Genomic DNA, 18,206 nt, shown 5'->3' on the forward strand with positions numbered 1-18,206 from the left:
CTGGCTCCCGCATATAGAATATTGAAATACCTCGTTAAAAAAACTTTAAACTTGGCATAAATTACCCTCGGCAAGTGAGTTCAGGTGCAGTTAAACGCAAGTAAAAAATTAGCCGAAAGATAGCTGTACTTGTTTTCCATTTAACTAGCTAAGTTTGAACAAGGACACTATTTATGAGCGAATCTAGAACTGTGTTAATCACCGGCACATCCAGCGGCATAGGAAAGCCACCGCCCAAAAACTTGTACAAAACCGGTTTCAGGTCGCACTAACGGCTCGAAGCGTAGACAAGCTAAAAGATTTTGTGAGTTAACTAGGTAATAAATCGGCTATCGCCATTCCTACCGATGCAAGCCAATTAGATTAATTACGTAAAGCATTTCAAGAAACTATTGAGCGATTTGGAAATATAGATGCGGTGTTCGCCAATTCAGGCATGGGTGTTGACACTCCAGGTATTGAAAATGGCAAACCTGAAGAGTGGGATTAGATGATAAAGGTGAACATAAACGCGCTCACTTATACCGCCAAGCTTGCATTGCCGTATTTGAGAGATACTAAGGGTCACTTTGTGAAAACAAGCAGGATTGGAAACTTTAAAAAAAAATGAACAGCTACCATCATAATGTACTTGGAAGCAAATATTTAGGTACTAATGAAATTGTGCTTTTGATAGGCGGAAATTGAGAATATTTCTAAGTTTAACGATCTTTCAAAGGCTCTTAGGTCTGGTTTGTAAGTTAAGCGGAAGTTGAATACCAAAAAACGAGAATGCTTACTTCGAAGAATCGTCATCGTAGTCAAACTCATTTCGACCGCCTTGCGAACAAACCAGCCGCTTAAATTCGCTTTTTTGATGTTGTTCGGACCAAAACCCTCTCGTAAATTGGACGCAGGATATCTACTGAAAAGAACCAAAGATTCTTAAAGTTCACAATATGAATCGAATACAACTTGCTATTCGGCTCATAAATTGATTCGATAAATCAATGCTAATCGGCTCATTTGTGTTCATTGTTGTATATTTGGGAATTAGAAAACTGGCCTTTTTTCTGTTATCAGCAAGATCAAATAGTAACTTTACTCAAAGAGTTAGACCTGCTGCATTCAAAGTTAAAAGAACAAATATTATCAATGCCTAAAGGGCTAGATTCTGAAGCTCAGCTTAATGCGCTAATTCAAAATGCAATAAAAACATCAGAGATAGAAGGCGAACAACTTGATGTAGGCTCTGTTCGCTCATCGGTAGCCAAACATTTAGGACTAAACCAAGCAGGATTAGTTTCGGGTACTAAACAAACCGACAACTTAGTTAATATGTTATTGCAAGCGACCGCGAATTTATCGGAACCACTTTCTTTAGATACACTTCTTAAGTGGCAATCCATGTTGTTTACTGACGAAGACGCATTAAAACCAGTAATTACAGGTAAGTTGAGAGGGGACCAACCAATGCAGGTCGTTTCTCAACGAGGCCGATTTTCTAAAGTGCATTTTGAAGCTCCTCCCAAGCAAACACTGGTTGATGAAATGAACGCGTTTTTATCTTGGTTTAATGAAAATAACCGAGAGCATTTTGTTGTTAAAGCGGCAATATCACACTTATGGTTTTTGACACTTCATCCGTTTGACGACGGTAACGGACGGATAGCCAGAGCAATCACTGACAGACTGCTTGCTAAAGATGAGCAGTCCTCTGTGCGTTTTTATTCATTGAGCGCCGCCATTGAACAGAATAAAAATAGTTACTACGATATGTTAGAAACAACGCAAAATTTAAGGTCCGCTTCACAACAACAAAATCAGTTAGACATTACTGATTGGCTCATTTGGTTCTGTGAAGTATTAAAGCAAGCATTACTTCAAGGGCAATATCGAATCAAACGAGTATTGGCAAAATCGCAGTTTTGGTATGCTCACGCACAAACAGTTCTTAGTGAACGCCAAATTAAAGTGTTAAATCGTTTGTTAGATAATTTTGGTGATGAGTTTATTGAAGGTATCAATGCATCAAAATACAAAGGTATAGCAGGAGTGAGTAAAGCAACCGCGACAAGAGATCTAAGCGACCTGTTAAATAAAAATTGTATAATTCAACTTGATGGAGGAGGCCGAAGCACCCGCTACCAAGTCAATATTCAACTAAGTGCTGACCAATGAAACACCAACTCCGAGTATTACGTGATTCGTATACTGCTTTTTGAAACTTTTCTTGTGCAGTAAACGCAAAAGGATATTGGTCAGGCGAGTTTGTCATGACGTTAAGGACAGACAGTAATCCTTCATAAAATTGAATTGCAGTTACAAAGAATCTGTTACAGGCTCCTGAAGCCTGCCACTTTCGAGGCGTAGCCTAACTCAAGCTTCTGCTCTGCCGAAGGGGCAATAATTTGCAAAATAAATACCTTTCGTCATTGCCGTCCCCATTCTTTTCCACCCATTTCTACCAATCGAGACGCGGCTCGTTTAAAGGAAAAGGCGAGATCGTTGGCGGACGAAAATTGTGCCAGTGACACACCAATTCGACCCGTCGCCGACCACTCATAATATTCTCCCGTTTTGGTGCGGATCATGGTCGTCGCAAAGGAACTCGAGTTTCCCCCCTTGTCATTAACAATTAATTCTTCATCGCCATCAGTGCTTTCGACCTGCGCTTCAAAATCAACAAACAATTCGTTGAGCGGGACTTGTGCCGCCAGCACCAAGCGGGTGCGAGCCTCATAACACGCATCTATGAGGGTCACGAACCGTCGCGCTTCGTTGAGGTGATTGGCGTCCAATTGGGGAACGCGTTCTATGATGAGGACCGGAAATCGGCGGCAGAGTGAAATATAATCGGCCGCCCCGAGCGGTTGGTAACACAACTCGGAAAAATCAAACCAAGCGCAGCGATCATTCAATCGGGCGACCTGTACGGTGCGACCAAAGAGGACGGAAATGATTTCGGCCTCAGTTGTGGATGCAGTGCCACCAAATATTTCTTCCAACTGCGTCTTTATGTTGTTGTCCCCATGAAAATCCTTGTTTGACCAAAAATAGGATTGACCACCCGGTAGAGTTTCGAGTCGATAATCCTTGTTGGAATTCTCCATGGAAATAATGTCGGACGTGTGTTTCAGCACGTCGATGAATGGCAAAAAGAGGGATCGGTTGATGCCACCCTCATATAAGGCATCGGGGGAGCGATTCGAGGTGGTCACCACTACAACATTCCGTTCCAGTAAATGTAAAAACAATTGCTTCAAAATCATAGCATCGGCAATGTCTGTTACTTGAAATTCATCGAAACACAGGAGTTGGGCTTCTTGTGCCAATTGTTGCGCAATGATGGGGATCGCATCAGCTTTTGAGTGCTTTTGTTTGTAAACAAAGATTCGATGATGAACGTCCAGCATAAATTCATGAAAGTGGACGCGGCGTTTGGTTATTTTTGCTTGTTTGTGAGTGTAAGTGTGACTGTGAGTGTTATTGTGGTTATCATCATTACAGAGAGAATTATCATCAGGAGCAGTAACCGACGCGAAAAACAGATCCATTAGAAAACTCTTGCCGACCCCAACCGGTCCGTGAATGTATAAGCCTCGTGGTGGCGGACCAAAAAACCACAAATGTAACTTCTTTCGAAAAAAGGACTGGGCTGATGCCAAAGAGCGCGCAAGTAACAGTGAACTGGTGCTTGTACAACTGCTCTGAGTCGGTTCTTGTATTCGCACTGGTACTGGTGGGAGTGAGGCAAGAGACTCATGGAGCGCATCGAGTTTTGCTGCCAAAGTAACTTGCGCATCATCTCGTTGCACTTCTCCCGCATTCACCTTGCGTTCATACGCCGCTGTCACCGGGCCTGCAGGGAGGGACCGACGAGTTACGCGATGTTGTGCCGTCATATTCTTCATCCCGCCTACATCATGTTACTACTTAAGATAGAGCGCGCCCTAGGAGTGCAAAATAAGTATAAAACTCACTGCCAATACGCTGCAATGTCTCGCCCCTTGGGTATAGGCCAAGCTTAGCCTCTTCAGTCTCTTTTGTGCCCTGCACTAAAAATGCATTTTTGATTGCGTGATCTTGAATCACACTTTCAAATGCTCTAGCGCCGAGCTCTTGTGGTCTTGCATAATAATATACGTTTTGCATCTTATCGGCGCGAATACCGCTTTGCACAAATTCACTGGGAAGCGCTCGTTCTTGGTCTAAGAATATGCTTTGAAACGCGCTTGCCAGCTGCTCATTTAGCGCGTGATTATGCATAGGATGCAGCTCGTTTAACCATAGCTCAGTGGCGAACTGATTAGGCCCGCTTACATCATACATTTTATTGGAAATGTAATGGTCAAAGGCATGAAACCACTCATGCGCGAGTGAGCCTCCGCCAGCGTTTTTGGCAAGCGCGAGCTGACGCTTACTGCTATTATAGTGAGCGCTTGCAAACTTCTGACCACCAGCGCCAAAGGCTAAAGCTAAGGTGCCTCTTAAAGATATTACCTCACTGGGTACTTGCAAAATATCCATTAAGTCGCTCAAGGCATCAAAAAATAAGTTAGCCGCTATTTGCTGCTCTTCTTTACTCACCCACTTGCCAATTTCAACACCACGAAACCCGAAGAGTTTGACAATATCGGCAAACGACACATCTGCGCCGCCGCGATGATTTTCGCCATTTCTGAAATACGCTTTGTATAAGCGGCTTTTGTTAAACACAGTCAATCGCTAGCACCTTTTCCATAAATGAGCATGGTTTTTTTAACCTAACGCCAAATACCACTATACCAAGTAGCCCTGCACTAAGTTGCATCGCACCAAGTAGCAATGTACATATTGCAGTATTTGAAGATATTTGTAAGGCCTTAAGATATTATTCTTTAAAAACACTTTGTTCTGCAAGGCAAGCCAGCCTGTAGGCTAAGCCCTGACAACTTCACCAAGGATACTCATGGCACACTATATTGCCCTTGCTGTACTCGCCTTTGCCATTATTGCCTATATTGTTGGCAAACCCGTTTATCGAGACCACAAGCGCAAAAAAATTGCCGCTCAGCCGTTTAAAAAAGAATGGCGTAAAATCATCCAAAAAAGAATGCCTTATTTTAGAGGCATGCCTACCGACTTGCAGTTGCAACTCAAGCGACATATTCAAGTGTTTTTGTCAGAAAAAACGTTTTATGGCTACAACGGTATTGTGATTAACGACGAAATTCGCGTAACCATAGCAGCACAAGCGTGTTTATTGTTGCTGAATAGACGCACAGACTATTACCCAAAGCTTAAAAGTATCTTGGTGTACCCGCGAGCTTTTGTTAAGGAACATGAAGTTACCGGCAGCGACGGCGTAAAATCAATGCAGCATGCGCACTTAGCGGGAGAGTCGTGGGGCCATGGAAGCATCGTACTGTCTTGGCAAGACACCCTAGACGGCGCTTATTTACCTGACGACGGACACAACGTGGTTATTCATGAGTTTGCGCATCAGCTTGACCAAGAAGACGGAGCCGCAAACGGAGCGCCTATCTTGAGTAAAGATCAAAGCTATACGTGCTGGGCTGACGTATTCTCCGCGCAGTATTCTTTGCTAGTAAAACAAGCACAAACCGGTGAGCCGTCTATATTTGATTACTACGGCGCCACCAACCCGGCAGAATTTTTTGCTGTGGCCAGCGAAGTATTCTTTGAAAAGTCAGCGCAACTGCGCCACGAACATCCAAAGCTCTATGAGCAGCTGTCGCAATATTATCGCGTTGACCCAAGCGCGTGGTGATGAGCTCTTGCCCTCTCCTACTGCTAGAACGGCAAAAAGTTAAAAGCATATTCAAGCTCGGTTTGCTCAACGTTTTGCGCGCCAAAATTTATAAGTGCTATACGAGCCAACAGTTTCTCAACTAAGTCTGGGGCATTTAACTCTGAATCAATAAGCGTCACCGATGACAACGAGCCATCTGGTGCAATCACAAGCTTAACGGTTAGTTTGCCCTCAATACTTGGGTCGGCCCTTAATGCTCGACGATATAATGAATACACAGCGCCTTTATTAGCGTCTAGTATTTGCCTTATTTGGTCGAGGTCTCGGTTGCCAACCACCTGCGTTTGGGTTTCTATACGCTTGGTCGCGAGTGCAACCTCGCCCTCGCTTGCAGCGACAAATTCGGTATTTCTTCGGCCTTCGAGCTCACCGGCCGCGCCTACGTCAGACGACAACTCACTGGTTTGAATACCGCCGCTTGTACTTATAGTTTGCGCGCTGATTACATTTCGAGCGGTCACATTCGCCTGACCGCCACCTTGACTGAGGTCGGTATTCGCCAAATTTTGCAAATTTGCTTGCTCGCGCATACTTGCCAACTGATCGGCAAAGGCCATCACGCCTTTACTTTTAGCAGTCTCGCGAGCTTTCACCACTTTCTCTTGCTCCGTGAGTACTTCGGGCGGCGTTTGCTCTGGCACCACCTCGTTAGGTGTTTCCACAGGCGCTTCTTGCACGAGCTCAGGCTCGATGGGTTCAGGCTCAGGCTCGAGCACTTCTGGTTCTGGCAATGGCTCTGGCTCAATCGGAATCGGCGGGGGCGGCGGTGTTTTTGCCTCAAGTATTTTAGCTAACTGCGGCGGAAGCTTTTCTTGCTCTGCGCGCGGCAGTTCTGCGACTTCGGTCATGCTTACCGCCGCTGCCAACAAGAGCGTGATGACCAAAACCGCCACACAAATGTAAAAAAAGCGACCGTTTTCTTTAACGCTAGAACTCCACGGCAACTGACTATCAAAATAAGGCAGGGTCATTGTCATATCAGCACTGCTCATTAGCGCATCCCTCCCGACGACAATGCACTGCCACTGTCTTGCTTGTTTTCTACAGCAAGTGCAATATTTGTATAGCCTTGTGCTGCGCACGCCTGCATGATTTGCTTTAACACAGCGTAAGGAGTGCTGGCATCGCCCATAATGGTAATTGAGAGCGTTTGTTTATCATCTTCACTTAAATCGTCGCGCCGCTGCGTATGATAATCAAGCTCCGCTTTTAAGGCGTCAATTGCCTGCTGGTTTTGCTCGGCAAGCGCCTGCGTATTACTCAGAGCCTTGCCCTGCAATAGCACTTGGTCTTTGGTCACCATGAGCAAAAGTGTTTCGCTGGCAGGTGTATCGGCAAGCGATTCGGGCAGGCTAACGCGGTCACTCGACTGCAAAACCTGTACGTCGGAAGCGTTGAGCATTAAAAAAAACACCAAGATTGTAAATATATCCATCAATGACACTAGGCTGAGTTTGGCGCTTTTTTGATTGCGCTTGTGGTGCCTTGCCATGCGCTTTGCACGTACCGACTGTTTCATAATGCACCTCCCTCAGGCGGCGTCCACGCATCTCGGGTGTCGCTTGGTGCATCGGCTAGCGACACGTCAGGAAACAGCTCGGCGTCTACAACAGAGGCCGCAACAACATCTTTATATGAGCGCGTAGCGTCTATTAAGGTGACTATCGTTTGATAATCAGTGTCTGGCTGCATGAGCAGACTTATGTTTCTTTTCTCAACGCCTTGGCCGAGTAAGGTTTGTTTAATTTGCTTTAATAACTGCTGTAAGCCTTCAGTGTCATGCACTGCAGCATTGCTGTTAATACCAGCATCTGAGCTTTGCGCCGCCTCGGGCGATGTGATTTTAGGTAGCTGTGCCAGCAAATAGCCTTGCGGAAAAAACACCTCTAGGCCTTGCTCATACACATGCACCTCTAAGACTTGCTCTTCAATGCTCTGCTCGTCTGACAGCGCGGCAAGCCCGGGCAATTGAAGCTCTACCACCGTGATGCGAGAAAATACCATCATCATTAGCAGCACCGGCACCAGCACAATCATTAAATTCATAAATGACGTGATATCGAGCTCTGCTTCTGCTTTTGGGACGCGTGCGCGCCGATTAGCTAACATCGTTTTTTGCCTACATGTCGCTTTGACGAGTGTGCGGCTTAAGCTGTTGCAGCGCGATTAAGGTGTTTAAACACTTCACGCCAGCCATCTCCATGCTGTCGATAATTTCAGTGGTTTTAGTTTGTAAAAGTGCATGAAAGCCCAGCAGCGGAATCGCTGAAATCAAACCGAAGGCAGTGGTGTTCATGGCAACAGAGATAGACTGCGACAGCAGGCTAGCCTTTTCAGAGGGGTCTGCGTTTGCCACCGCTGAGAATGCGGCTATCAAGCCGATTATGGTACCCAAAAGACCAAGCAAGGTGGCGATATTGGCGAGCGTGCCCAAGTAAGAGGTGCGTTTTTCTAAACGCGGCACGGTTTCCATTAGGCCTTCTTCCATCGCGTATTCTATATCTTCGCGTCGTGGGCTAAGCGATAACCGCGTGATGCCGGCGCCAATGACGCGGCTAATAGGCGCCGTTGACGATTTAGTTAATGACAAGAGCTGATCAAACTGCTGCTGCGCTAACAAGGGTTCAATTTCAAGAAAAGCACGTTTATTAGTAGATTTTGCAAAACTCAAAAATACATAGCGTTCAATGGTAATCGCAATGCCAAGGGCTAAAACGATGGCGATAGGCAGCATAAACGAGCCACCCTCTTGGAAAAACCGTGCGATTGTGTCAAAAATATCCATAGTCTTGCTCTCTTTATAAAATATTAAATTTAATGTGTTTACCCTACGCTAATAAACTGTTAGCGAAGGTATATTTATGCGTTTAAATTACACTAGCCTCATACCTTAATACGCTAGTATTGGTCACTATTGCTGTTCGGATTTGTCTGCGCTTGCGTGTTTGCCTCGCGCGTTGGCAGTGCGAGAATATCGTCAACCACGGCTAAATCTCGTAAAAACTGATTGCGCTCAATACTCGGTAGCTGCGTAACAGCGCTTTGCCATGTTTGCGTTTCATCAATGCGCTGATGACTGGGCAATTGCCATGGCACAATGGTCAGTACTTGCGGCTGCTCTCGATTAGCACGGATGGTTTGCTCTAAGCGCAGTACGCCATCTTCACCGCGCACTAACTCATCAGGCGTATCGCTAGTTGTTTGCGCAGGCACTTGTGCATCGTTGTTCTGAAGCGGTGACCCCTGCTGGGCGTGAGTTGTCGCTGCAAACAATAGGGACGCACACAATAACACCGTGCAGGCGGCATGCTCTAGCGATAAAAGCCTCATTTTGTTTCTCCTGTGAACGCAAGGTCTTTAGCCTTGAGCTGTCGCTGTAAATCAACTCGCCACCCTTTTAGCTTCTTAAGCTCTTGTCGCAGGGCGCTTTCGTCAGCAAATGCATGACTTGCCTGTGCGCTGCTTGCTGCAAACAATTGACTGTTTTGTAATAAATCTGGGTCGTCAATCAAGGCAACGTTGAAATCAAGGTAGCTAATGTACAAAGAATAGTCTTGCAGCGCGTCCACTTTGTTGCCCAAATATAAGTCCTGCAGTAAGCCTCTGTTGCGATAGCTAACAAAATAACCCGGGTAGGAGGCAATGGCCTGATTGTAAAGTGCCAATGCTTGTGCAAACTCTCCCTGCATGCGGTGCAGTTTTGCTCTGCGGTTAGCCGCCTTGTAATTATGCGTATTGACGATAAGCGCGGCGTCGAAGTGTTCTCTTGCCAATGACCAGTTTGTTGCGCTGTTCGTTGTTGTGTTTTTCATGGCGTTTAAAGCTTGCCCATCAGAAACACTAGCGTCTGGTTTACTCGGTATATCTTCGCCGCTTAGCTGCCAAAGCTTAAAATAGATATCACCGGCTAGCACGTGCGCGTTACTTGAAAACGATGCCCTTGGCGCGCCCTTCATGGCTTGTTCAATGTAGCTTTTAGCTTCAATGGCTTGGTTATTTTGTAAGGCATCTAAGGCCATAGTCAGCAGCTGTTTATCAGACGATTTGTTACTGCGCTTGTTTTGTTCAAAAAGATTCGTGGCGCCAATTCTAGCTAACACCGCGGCGTATTTTGCGCTAGCCTCTTCGGCCGCGACATTTTCTTTGGTGGCTTGCTCGGCGGGCGTTTGAGCTAATTGGCTGTCGTTAGTTAATGGAGATACCTGTGCACGCTCTGGTGCATCATCAGGGCTTGGCTCGCTGCCTAACATGCTGTTCATCGTGGCGCAGCCACCTAGCCACAAGCTACACAGCATCCACGCCATTAAGCGCAGCTTGCCGCTTGCTGTTGAGCGCTGGTTTGTATGAAGCTTACCCTTATAAGTCATCAGCAGACACTCCAACACTTAGCTCTTGTTTACCATAACGGGCAGGCAGGGTTGTTTTAAGTACATCAAAACTTTGTTTTACAAAACTATCGTAAAGGCCACTGTGAGCGCGAGCCGCGTTGTTTTCATGCAGTTCTATCGCAGTTTCTTCAAAGGGGTAGGCTTGTTCTTCTAGCAGCAATTCGTATTGGCTTAGCTCCAGCGCGCTTAAGTCTTTCGGGCGGCTCGAATTCATCAAATCGCCGGCTAACTGCATGTACAAATTGGCGAGATGGTAATTGGCTTGTGTGACATAGTCGGCAACCGCAAATGACATAACTTCATCATACGCATTTATCGCACTGGTGAGTGCGTTTTGCTTTTTACTCAAGCTTTGATTGAGCGGCGGCGTGAGCTTAATTTTACTAAACGCCGCATCGGCGTCTTTGGCAAATACCATGGCCGACATAGCGGCCAAATAACGGGAGCGAGGTGTGCCCGCTTCGGCCACGCTTTGTCCTTGTTGGCTTGCCACACTTAGCTGGGCTTGACGCAGTTTGTTGAGCCAAAAGCGCCGCTTGCTATCTTCCCCAGAAGCAAGATAAAACTCGCTCATTTTAAAGCGCGCCTCATTTGCTAAATCCATAGGCTGAGGGTAGGCATGCGCATAGGAACGAAAGCTGTTGAGCGCCTTAGCTTTGTTGTTCGCACGCTCGTAATATACTGCCGCCTGATACAAAGCGTCTTGTGCGTTTAACAAGCCCTCTGCTTGAGCCTCATTTGCAAGCGCGCTATTTTGGGCCTTTTGCCAAGTGGCATACAAAATATCAGCCGCCTGCTCCCAGTCCTCTGTTTGCTGATAGGCAAACAATAGTTGGCTTTGAATATTCTTACTTAATTCATGATTTGGATATCGCTTGGCAAAATCGAGCCACGTATCAATTGCCTGCTGCCAGTTGCCAATAAGGGCATAGTAGCTTGCGCTGTCGTACTGCGCTGCGATACGAAAGCTTGAGCTTGGCGTATCGCTAATGATGGTCTGCCATTTACCAATGGCATCTAAAATGATGTCACGCTGTAGCGAGCTTATGTTCAAGTCATACACATTGGTTTGCAAAGAGAGCTGAGCGGGGGTAAGCGCAATCGCACTTAAGCCCTCTTCTGCCTGCATGTATAGGCTGGCAGCAAGGCGATCAATCAGGCCTTGAGTGCTAGAATCTTGATTAAGTGCAGTGGTTTGTGATGTTCTTGGCGCATTGGCAAGAGCCGGGTTGCTCTTATACGCATCGCTCAGCAAGGTGCGATAGTATTGCTCGGCGCTGGCAAAACGCTGCAAAGCAAAATCACTATGGGCCATCACCAACAGCGCCGAGCGCTCGCGCTCTGGATTGCTGGCATGTATTGTAGGGGCCTCTTCTAACAACCATTTTGCCCAGCGCTGCGCCTGTATATACGATTCACTGTTAAACAAGCTTTGCATCAAGGTTAGGGCCACCGAAGGACTGCGCCTGTCAGTCGCAAAGCTCAAAACAAACTGCTGTTGAGAAAACTGCTCGGCACTTAAATTGCCGCCCTGCGATGTTTGCATTGCTGTATCGATGGCGTCGGGTAGTTCCTTGTGCGCCAGTATAGCGGCGTAAGCCGCTTCAACCGCCATAGGGTTTGGCGTATCTTGATAGGCATAGATTTCAAAAGCCTCAATCGCTTTTTGATATTGCGCCAGTGCATAATAAGCCTCTGCTAGATAAAACCTGCGCTCTGGTACATCTGCCTCTACACGCCCGCCGTCATAGCTAAAGGTGCGAATATGGTCTTCATAATAAAAAACAGCCTGTTGGTAAGCCTCTGTGCGCAAGCTCAATAAATCTTGTGTATCGGCGCTCGCCAAGGCTTGTGTTTGCGCATCGCTCAACGAACTTGTGCTAAAACCTTGCGAAAACTCCTGATTATTGAGGTCGGTAAGTTCTGTTGAATCATCGCCTTGCGCTTGGCTGTTTTGCCGAGCACGCAAAATTGCATCAATACTTTGCGCGATGCTGTGTTCGCTTTGGGCCAGCTCACTCAAATACGTTTTTAAATAAGGTGAGGCGGCTTCACCGAGTGGCGAGTCTAAGCGTTTTAGCACCAAACCTCCCAGTGCATATGTTTCAACAAAACGCTGCTTGGCTAGTAATACTTTGTCAGCAAACCCTCCCAAAATATAGGCGTCTATGTGACGAACGTAAAACTCTACGGCGCGGCTATGGTACGGATAGCGGCTGGCAAAGCTAAGCAAGGCATCTGCGCTATCATTGTAACGGTCTTCATCGAGGTATTGCTGTGCCAGTTCTTCAAACACCAAGTGCTGATAGGCGGCATCGCTACGCTGTGCGTAAAAATCCACAATGGCATCGCCACTGCCTTGATAGGAAAAGGTGAGCGCCATCACCCGGATGCTGTCGCTGACCAAACGCATTTCGCCTTTCGACAGGCTATCGATTTGCGCCAAACTGGCTTGCTCTAGTCGGCTAGCGGGCATACCGGTTTTGTCAAAGGTGTGTTTTAACATCTTGTCAAAGGCTTCTAAGGCCGCTTGATATTGGTCTTGTTTAAACTCACTCCAGCCCAGCATATATGCTGATATGCCATAAAAATCTGCAGTATTTTGCGTCGCCACCATATTGCCTTGCACTTGGCCATGGCGCTCAAGGGAGCTACTACTATTGCTGAGTACTTGCTCGTAGTAAGACGCGGCTTGAGCATACCGCTGACGGTTAAAATAGTACTCGCCGATCCTAAAAAAGAGCTCAATATGTTGTTCACTTATTCCAAAGCCCGACTCCGGGAAGCTCTGTAAAAACAACTTCGCCACCTCCACACTGCGCTCTTTTTGTCCTGAAAGGTCTAAGGCGCGAGAAAGTTGGTACATCGCATCCATTTGCTTTCGATTGAGCGCTTGCTGTTCTTCAGTTAGGGGCGCCATAGGTTTGGGTATAAAAATATCATGCTGGTCGAGCACATTTTGATAGGCCTCAATAGCCTGTGCAAACCCTACTAATGAATCACTTTGATTACCGGCTCTGAGTTGTTCAGTATCGCTACCTTGTTCAAGCGCTTGCTCGGCTAGCAGCATTTTTATGTCGGCCAAGCGAAACGCCACCTGCCTGCGCTGCTTTTCGTCGGTGATCAGCGGCAACAATGCTTCATATTCCGCGCGTTTTTCTTCAAGGCTCAAGCGCGGTATGTCTTGTGGTCCGGCGCCAGCAGGCAGCGCATCGCTACTAGCCATAACATCCGGTTCGTTGATAGCCTGCATAGCCGCGTCACGCCCTTGTGGCATTAAATTTAAACTGGCTAAACTCGCTCTGCTGCTTTTTCCGCTCAGTAAACGCTCTAGCTCAGCCCTTTCAATTTCAGAGAGCTCGTTGCTTTGAAGGGACGCTTGCTCTGAGGCATCCTCATCTTCAAATACGCCGGTAATCGAATTTATTGAGCCACAAGCGCTAAGCAAGAGGGCGCAAAGCAGTGCACAAGATATAAGCAACCACCCTCTATATGTTTTCATAGCGCCTCCGGGGTGAGGTCTTGTAGGCGAATTTTTGCCAGCCTTGTATTAACCTGCTGCGTTTTTAGCTGCTCTATGCGCTGGTTAATAATACTCAATAAGTTTTGCTGGAGCTGGCTATTCGCCTCTGTGTATATGGCCCGCGCTGCGCTCTGCTGTTTAATGATGTTGAGCGCAAGCGCATTTATTTGTCTCTTTTGACGCGCAAACACCTGTGTATCTTGCTGGCGCGATACAAGTCGCTGATACGCCTGTTCAGCAACACTGAGCGCGTTTTTTGCCTCTGCTAAGTGCTCACCATGGGCCCACAGTTGAGTTACGGAGTTGTTCGCAAACTGCCAGTTCAAAATGCCCTGTAAGCGGGCAAAACGAGCTAGATCGCCCTCCTTTAATTCGCCGGCTTGTTGTAATCTAGATATTCTTCCTTGGGCATTTAATAAGCGCCGCAAGTGCCTGCTCTGTTCTTTGGAGGCAAGGTCTTGCATCATTTGCAGATTAAGCGCGTTATCTCCACTATATTCCCTGCTGTATTGCCCACTGTCTTGCACTGAATATTGTGCTGAGTATTGGCTCGCCTTTTCATTTAAATTCCGATAGCCCGACAGCTTTTGCTCAACTTGCGCTATCTGCGCTTTCGCTTGCTCAATTGCTAAAGCCGCACTCTCTAAACTTAAATCTTGCTGGCGTTGGGTGTAGCGCTGCTGACGAATACTTAACATTTGTTCAAGGGTGCGCAGCTGTTTTGCTTTCGCCTGCAAATTTAGCAGCGATTGCCGGGCCTCTTCGCGCACGCTGAGTAAAAAAGCCGCGTCAAAATCACTGCGTGCGCTTAAAAATACACGTTTTATGTCGAGCAAGTTTTCCGGCCATATGGGCGCTGGCATGCTCGCTGGCGAAACCGCATTGCTTGTATCGGTAACATTGTCACTGTCTTCTAAACCCAGCGCAGATGCTAGCTCCGCAATGGAGTTTACGCGGCGTATCTCCTTGTTTTTAAGCGAATCATCAGTATTGGTAACGTTGAGTTGCTCGGTATCCGAGTCGCTTAAACTGGCCCCTAGGGCATCAAAAAATTCGGTGTCGACTATGCGCGCTGAAAACCTATCGAGGTCACTTAAGGTGTTTTGAATTTGTTCGCTGGTGTCGTCTAGGGCAAAAAAGGCCTGATTAAAATCACCCTGCTGCTGATACGCGTAGGCTATGCCGTAGCTTGCTTGTAAACCATATAGGCCTGCTGATTGTTGGCGTAAGTATTGCCATACGCCAATTGCGTTTTGCCAACGGTTTTGCTGAGCCATCGCCCACCCTAGGGTAAGCAAGGCTTGCTCAGATTCGCCGCCCCGCTTGGAGATGGTGTTAATAACGCTAAGCGCATTGTCATCGTCTTGCTGACGCAATAGTGCATACGCTAAGCCTAAATTTATGCGGTCAAACAAAGCATCGACTTCTTTTTGCTCACTATTGAGCTTTTGTTCTTGCACTTTGCCTTGGGCTTGCTGGTTTGGGTCTGCTGAAAACCACGTCATTGGATTTGCCCAGGCAAAATCAAACCACGAATCTAGCGAACCTCTTGCCTGCTTAAGCCAAGAGTTTTGGCCTCTTTGATAGCTCAACAATGCTTGTTTTGCAGCAATAAAAGACGCTTCTGCTTGGGCGTAATCGCCCGCGTTAAAATGGAGTGAGGCATTATTAGCATGAATGTATGCAGGGTAAATGGTACTCATATTCAAACGTTTAAAACGCGACTGCCACGCCTGACCTTGCTGCATACGCGCAAACACCGTCAGATACACCAGCTCTTGAAACTGTTCAGGGCGAATAAACGGCGCTAGTTGAGCTTGCTCAATAACCTCAAATGCCCGTTCGCTTAAATGATACTGACGATTTTCAAAGCCCGCTTTCGCGAGCCAGTACCATGTATTGGCTTGCACATACTCGGAGGTGGTTTTTGACAGAAGGGCCAAAAGTAAACGTTGCGCTCGCTGATACAAACCCAGCTTTAACTGCGATGCCCCCTGCATTAATCGCAACCGGTCTTGATCATCTTGCGCCAACGCGCTAAATCCATGATTTTGGTCACCGGCCTCAATGAGCATCAGGCTAACATCGTAATGCTGCTGAAAATATTCAAATAATATGTGCTCATAATCGGCCTGTTGCTGGCCTAACATGTCCTGATTGGCTGACGTGAGTCTGTCCGGGGCTTGAGCGGACGCTTTTACGCCTTGCGCCTCAAGATATTGCTGTTCTATTGGGTTAATACGCTGCTCAATTGGCTCATCAACGACTTGTGCATTGGCGGGATTTGCTACACACATCAGCCCAAGCCAGCCACACAAAAACGCGCTGGCGAGCTTGTTTTCACGCTGCTTGCTCATGTTTACGGGCATGTTAACGCGCATTTTATCGCTCATCGTAAGGCGCTTGTTGTTGGGCCACTGCATTACACGCATCAAAGGTTCACTTACAGCGTCTTTGCACTAAAGGTAGGCTGCTGTTTGCGGGTGGAGTCAATCACTGAAAGCTCTATGGCAAGAGGCTCGTCAGTTTTTTCAAAACTTAAGGTGAGCCCTCGTTTATATTCACGCCCCTGAGGGCCTATACCAATAAAAAAGGCGGTTAGCTCATGTTCACCTTGACCAACATTGCCCACATACAAACGCTGCACGCCACCTCGATACAAAGCGTTAACTTGCCGTTCGGTATACAAGTATTGGGTGGCAGTATCATCATTAATTTTGACTTCAACCGAATCTAAAGCAAAGTATTCACCCACATCCATCGACAAATACACCGCCACTTGAGTAGACGCTGGAAACAAAAGGTCTTCTTCTAAAATAAATAAATCGCGGTTGAGATTAATCATTGCCTGTTTGAGGGTTTCTATTTCTTCGGCTAGTTGACTCTCAAGCGCTGGCGTGGTTTGAACACTCTCATTTTGCGCTTGGGCGGCCGCGCTATGAATACCTAGAGCCCAAATAAAGCAAAGGGCAGCGCCTGTAATAACCTTGTTATGTATGCGCAGGCGAGGCAAGTCGATGCCGTTTACAGTACATCGCACCTTTGAAAACAAAGAAGCATGTAAGCGGGCGGTAGTGTGTATAGTCGATGTCATAATTAGTACCAAATCGAGCCGTATAGCTTTACGACGCTGGCTGCAAAGCCAAATAAGGGTTCTTCGCCCACAGGGGCCTCGGCGGTCACGTCACGAAAATCTTCGTAGTCAAAATCCATGTAATCGTATTCAAAATTGATGCTGCTTTTTTTAATCAGTGCGCTTTGTGAAAATTGCCATTCGTAACTTAAACCAACACCTAGTGTCACGCCGCTGTAGGTGCTCATTTCTTTGTCTCGGGCCATAAAATTAAATTGATTTTGGCGATCAAATATATCCTGATAAAAATCAGCCGCTTCTTGTGTGTAGTAGCGAACGAATACGTCTAACAAAAAGCCCTTATAAGGATGCAAATAGCCAAACTTATAATTTTGCGCTTCAATGCCCCATGAATCGCTATACACTCGCGCATCTGCGTAAAGCGCGGCCCTGTAAGGTAGGTAGTAATTTGCGTTGATGGAATAGGCGTTAGATGAACGTGTGTTGGGATAAATTTCAGTCGCAAAACTAAAGCCTTGGCTTGAATTTGGGTCTAAAAACCGAATGCTTCGGTAGGGATTATTAAGATATCCCTCATCTGAAATATGCTCGGCGTTCAGACCAACAATTAAGCTTTTGGTGAGAACTTGAGTAAAGCCTAAGCCAAACTTCTGACGGTCTGCTTCTTCTGAAAACTCTTCATCGCCGCGGCGGCCTACTTCATCCCAGCCTTTAGAATATGACAGTGAAATCGTCGACAAATCACCAAAGAAGTCTTGGCTTATTCCGACATACACTGAATTGGCTTCAAAGTCGTTTTCGGAACTGTTGGTATAACTTACGCTTAGTAAGGTTTTTTCATGTAAAAAATCGCTACCTATGGTGGTTTCTTTGCGAGTTTCTTCATAAGGTGAGGCGGTAGCACGCACGTCTATTGATGCCCCCGAGACGGTATCAACATAGTAGTTTGCCGACACCGATACATGATTTCCCACTTTTTTTCGTAGCAGTACCGATGGACCATCTATCGTCACCCCATCGCCTTCGTAGCGATGATACATAATGTCGCTGCGATCTTGTGGCAGCACTGCAGCAGAGGCCTGCCATGCTAAAAAAAGCAGTGTAATTAGGGCAAACGCACGCAGAGCAAAAACGCGCATTAGTTACACCCGCACCCGCCGCCAGCACCACCATCTGCGCCGCGCGCGCCTTCGCGCGATTCATTCACATGCTTGGCGTAAGACATTGCAATGGGATTGCGGCCCATTGCCATAATTGGGTCAGCTAAATTACTTCGCTCATAGGGTTTTACCCACGGTTCAATATTCGCAATGTTCCACGTGGAATCATCGAAGGTCGACGCACAGCCGCCTAAGTTTAACGCAGCAATCAGCATTGCCGCTCGTTTGAGGTGTGTTATGCGCATAT

General features: G+C 46.8%; 15 protein-coding genes. 2 read left to right on the forward strand and 13 right to left on the reverse strand.

Annotated features, from left to right (window positions below):
• The first annotated feature begins 1,017 nt into the window (after window positions 1–1,017).
• Window positions 1,018–2,160 (forward strand): Fic family protein, encoded by a 1,143-nt coding sequence (locus ACFO4O_RS01015; RefSeq protein ID WP_382405380.1) that lies wholly within the window; start codon window positions 1,018–1,020, stop codon window positions 2,158–2,160.
• Window positions 2,161–2,411: 251 nt separating this feature from the next.
• Here ACFO4O_RS01015 and zapE read toward each other — a convergent pair whose 3' ends face one another.
• Window positions 2,412–3,884, reverse strand: coding sequence for a cell division protein ZapE (gene zapE / locus ACFO4O_RS01020; RefSeq protein WP_382405382.1), 1,473 nt, complete (start codon window positions 3,882–3,884; stop codon window positions 2,412–2,414).
• A gap of 31 nt (window positions 3,885–3,915) precedes the next feature.
• Complete coding sequence (locus ACFO4O_RS01025) at window positions 3,916–4,704, reverse strand: CLCA_X family protein (RefSeq protein ID WP_382405383.1); 789 nt, start codon at window positions 4,702–4,704, stop codon at window positions 3,916–3,918.
• Window positions 4,705–4,930: 226 nt separating this feature from the next.
• Between ACFO4O_RS01025 and ACFO4O_RS01030 the strand changes: the two genes are divergently transcribed.
• Window positions 4,931–5,752, forward strand: coding sequence for a M90 family metallopeptidase (locus ACFO4O_RS01030; protein ID WP_382405384.1), 822 nt, complete (start codon window positions 4,931–4,933; stop codon window positions 5,750–5,752).
• Between the two features lie 23 nt (window positions 5,753–5,775).
• On the opposite strand, the gene ACFO4O_RS01035 is transcribed toward ACFO4O_RS01030, so the two are convergent.
• The 11 genes from ACFO4O_RS01035 to ACFO4O_RS01085 form a co-directional block, all read right to left on the reverse strand.
• Window positions 5,776–6,786, reverse strand: coding sequence for an AgmX/PglI C-terminal domain-containing protein (locus ACFO4O_RS01035; protein ID WP_382405386.1), 1,011 nt, complete (start codon window positions 6,784–6,786; stop codon window positions 5,776–5,778).
• Window positions 6,786–7,313: an ExbD/TolR family protein gene (locus ACFO4O_RS01040; protein WP_382405388.1), complete on the reverse strand. Its 528-nt coding sequence runs from the start codon at window positions 7,311–7,313 to the stop codon at window positions 6,786–6,788. Before ACFO4O_RS01040 ends, ACFO4O_RS01035 begins: the two co-directional genes overlap by 1 nt.
• Entirely contained in the window at window positions 7,310–7,903 is a 594-nt protein-coding gene (locus tag ACFO4O_RS01045) for an ExbD/TolR family protein (RefSeq protein WP_382405389.1), read from the reverse strand. The genes ACFO4O_RS01040 and ACFO4O_RS01045 overlap by 4 nt, the downstream gene beginning before the upstream one ends.
• A 10-nt stretch (window positions 7,904–7,913) precedes the next feature.
• Complete coding sequence (locus ACFO4O_RS01050) at window positions 7,914–8,579, reverse strand: MotA/TolQ/ExbB proton channel family protein (protein WP_382405390.1); 666 nt, start codon at window positions 8,577–8,579, stop codon at window positions 7,914–7,916.
• A 113-nt stretch (window positions 8,580–8,692) separates the two neighbouring features.
• A complete protein-coding gene (locus tag ACFO4O_RS01055; RefSeq protein ID WP_382405392.1) occupies window positions 8,693–9,124 on the reverse strand; it encodes a hypothetical protein in 432 nt (143 codons plus the stop codon).
• The gene (locus ACFO4O_RS01060; protein WP_382405393.1) at window positions 9,121–10,161 is read right to left on the reverse strand and encodes a hypothetical protein; all 1,041 of its coding nucleotides are present in this window, start codon (window positions 10,159–10,161) and stop codon (window positions 9,121–9,123) included. The genes ACFO4O_RS01055 and ACFO4O_RS01060 overlap by 4 nt, the downstream gene beginning before the upstream one ends.
• Window positions 10,151–13,684, reverse strand: coding sequence for a tetratricopeptide repeat protein (locus ACFO4O_RS01065; RefSeq protein WP_382405394.1), 3,534 nt, complete (start codon window positions 13,682–13,684; stop codon window positions 10,151–10,153). Before ACFO4O_RS01065 ends, ACFO4O_RS01060 begins: the two co-directional genes overlap by 11 nt.
• Window positions 13,681–16,128 (reverse strand): hypothetical protein, encoded by a 2,448-nt coding sequence (locus ACFO4O_RS01070; protein ID WP_382405395.1) that lies wholly within the window; start codon window positions 16,126–16,128, stop codon window positions 13,681–13,683. Before ACFO4O_RS01070 ends, ACFO4O_RS01065 begins: the two co-directional genes overlap by 4 nt.
• A gap of 20 nt (window positions 16,129–16,148) precedes the next feature.
• Window positions 16,149–16,799 (reverse strand): hypothetical protein, encoded by a 651-nt coding sequence (locus ACFO4O_RS01075; protein WP_382405397.1) that lies wholly within the window; start codon window positions 16,797–16,799, stop codon window positions 16,149–16,151.
• A 2-nt stretch (window positions 16,800–16,801) separates the two neighbouring features.
• The gene (locus tag ACFO4O_RS01080) at window positions 16,802–17,938 is read right to left on the reverse strand and encodes a DUF3570 domain-containing protein (RefSeq protein ID WP_382405398.1); all 1,137 of its coding nucleotides are present in this window, start codon (window positions 17,936–17,938) and stop codon (window positions 16,802–16,804) included.
• Window positions 17,938–18,204 carry a DUF4266 domain-containing protein gene (locus ACFO4O_RS01085; protein ID WP_382405399.1) on the reverse strand — a complete coding sequence of 89 codons (267 nt, stop codon included), beginning with the start codon at window positions 18,202–18,204 and terminating at the stop codon, window positions 17,938–17,940. Before ACFO4O_RS01085 ends, ACFO4O_RS01080 begins: the two co-directional genes overlap by 1 nt.
• Between the last annotated feature and the right edge of the window lie 2 nt (window positions 18,205–18,206).

This window comes from Glaciecola siphonariae (assembly GCF_042652645.1).
Taxonomy (GTDB): Bacteria; Pseudomonadota; Gammaproteobacteria; order Enterobacterales; family Alteromonadaceae; genus Glaciecola; species Glaciecola siphonariae.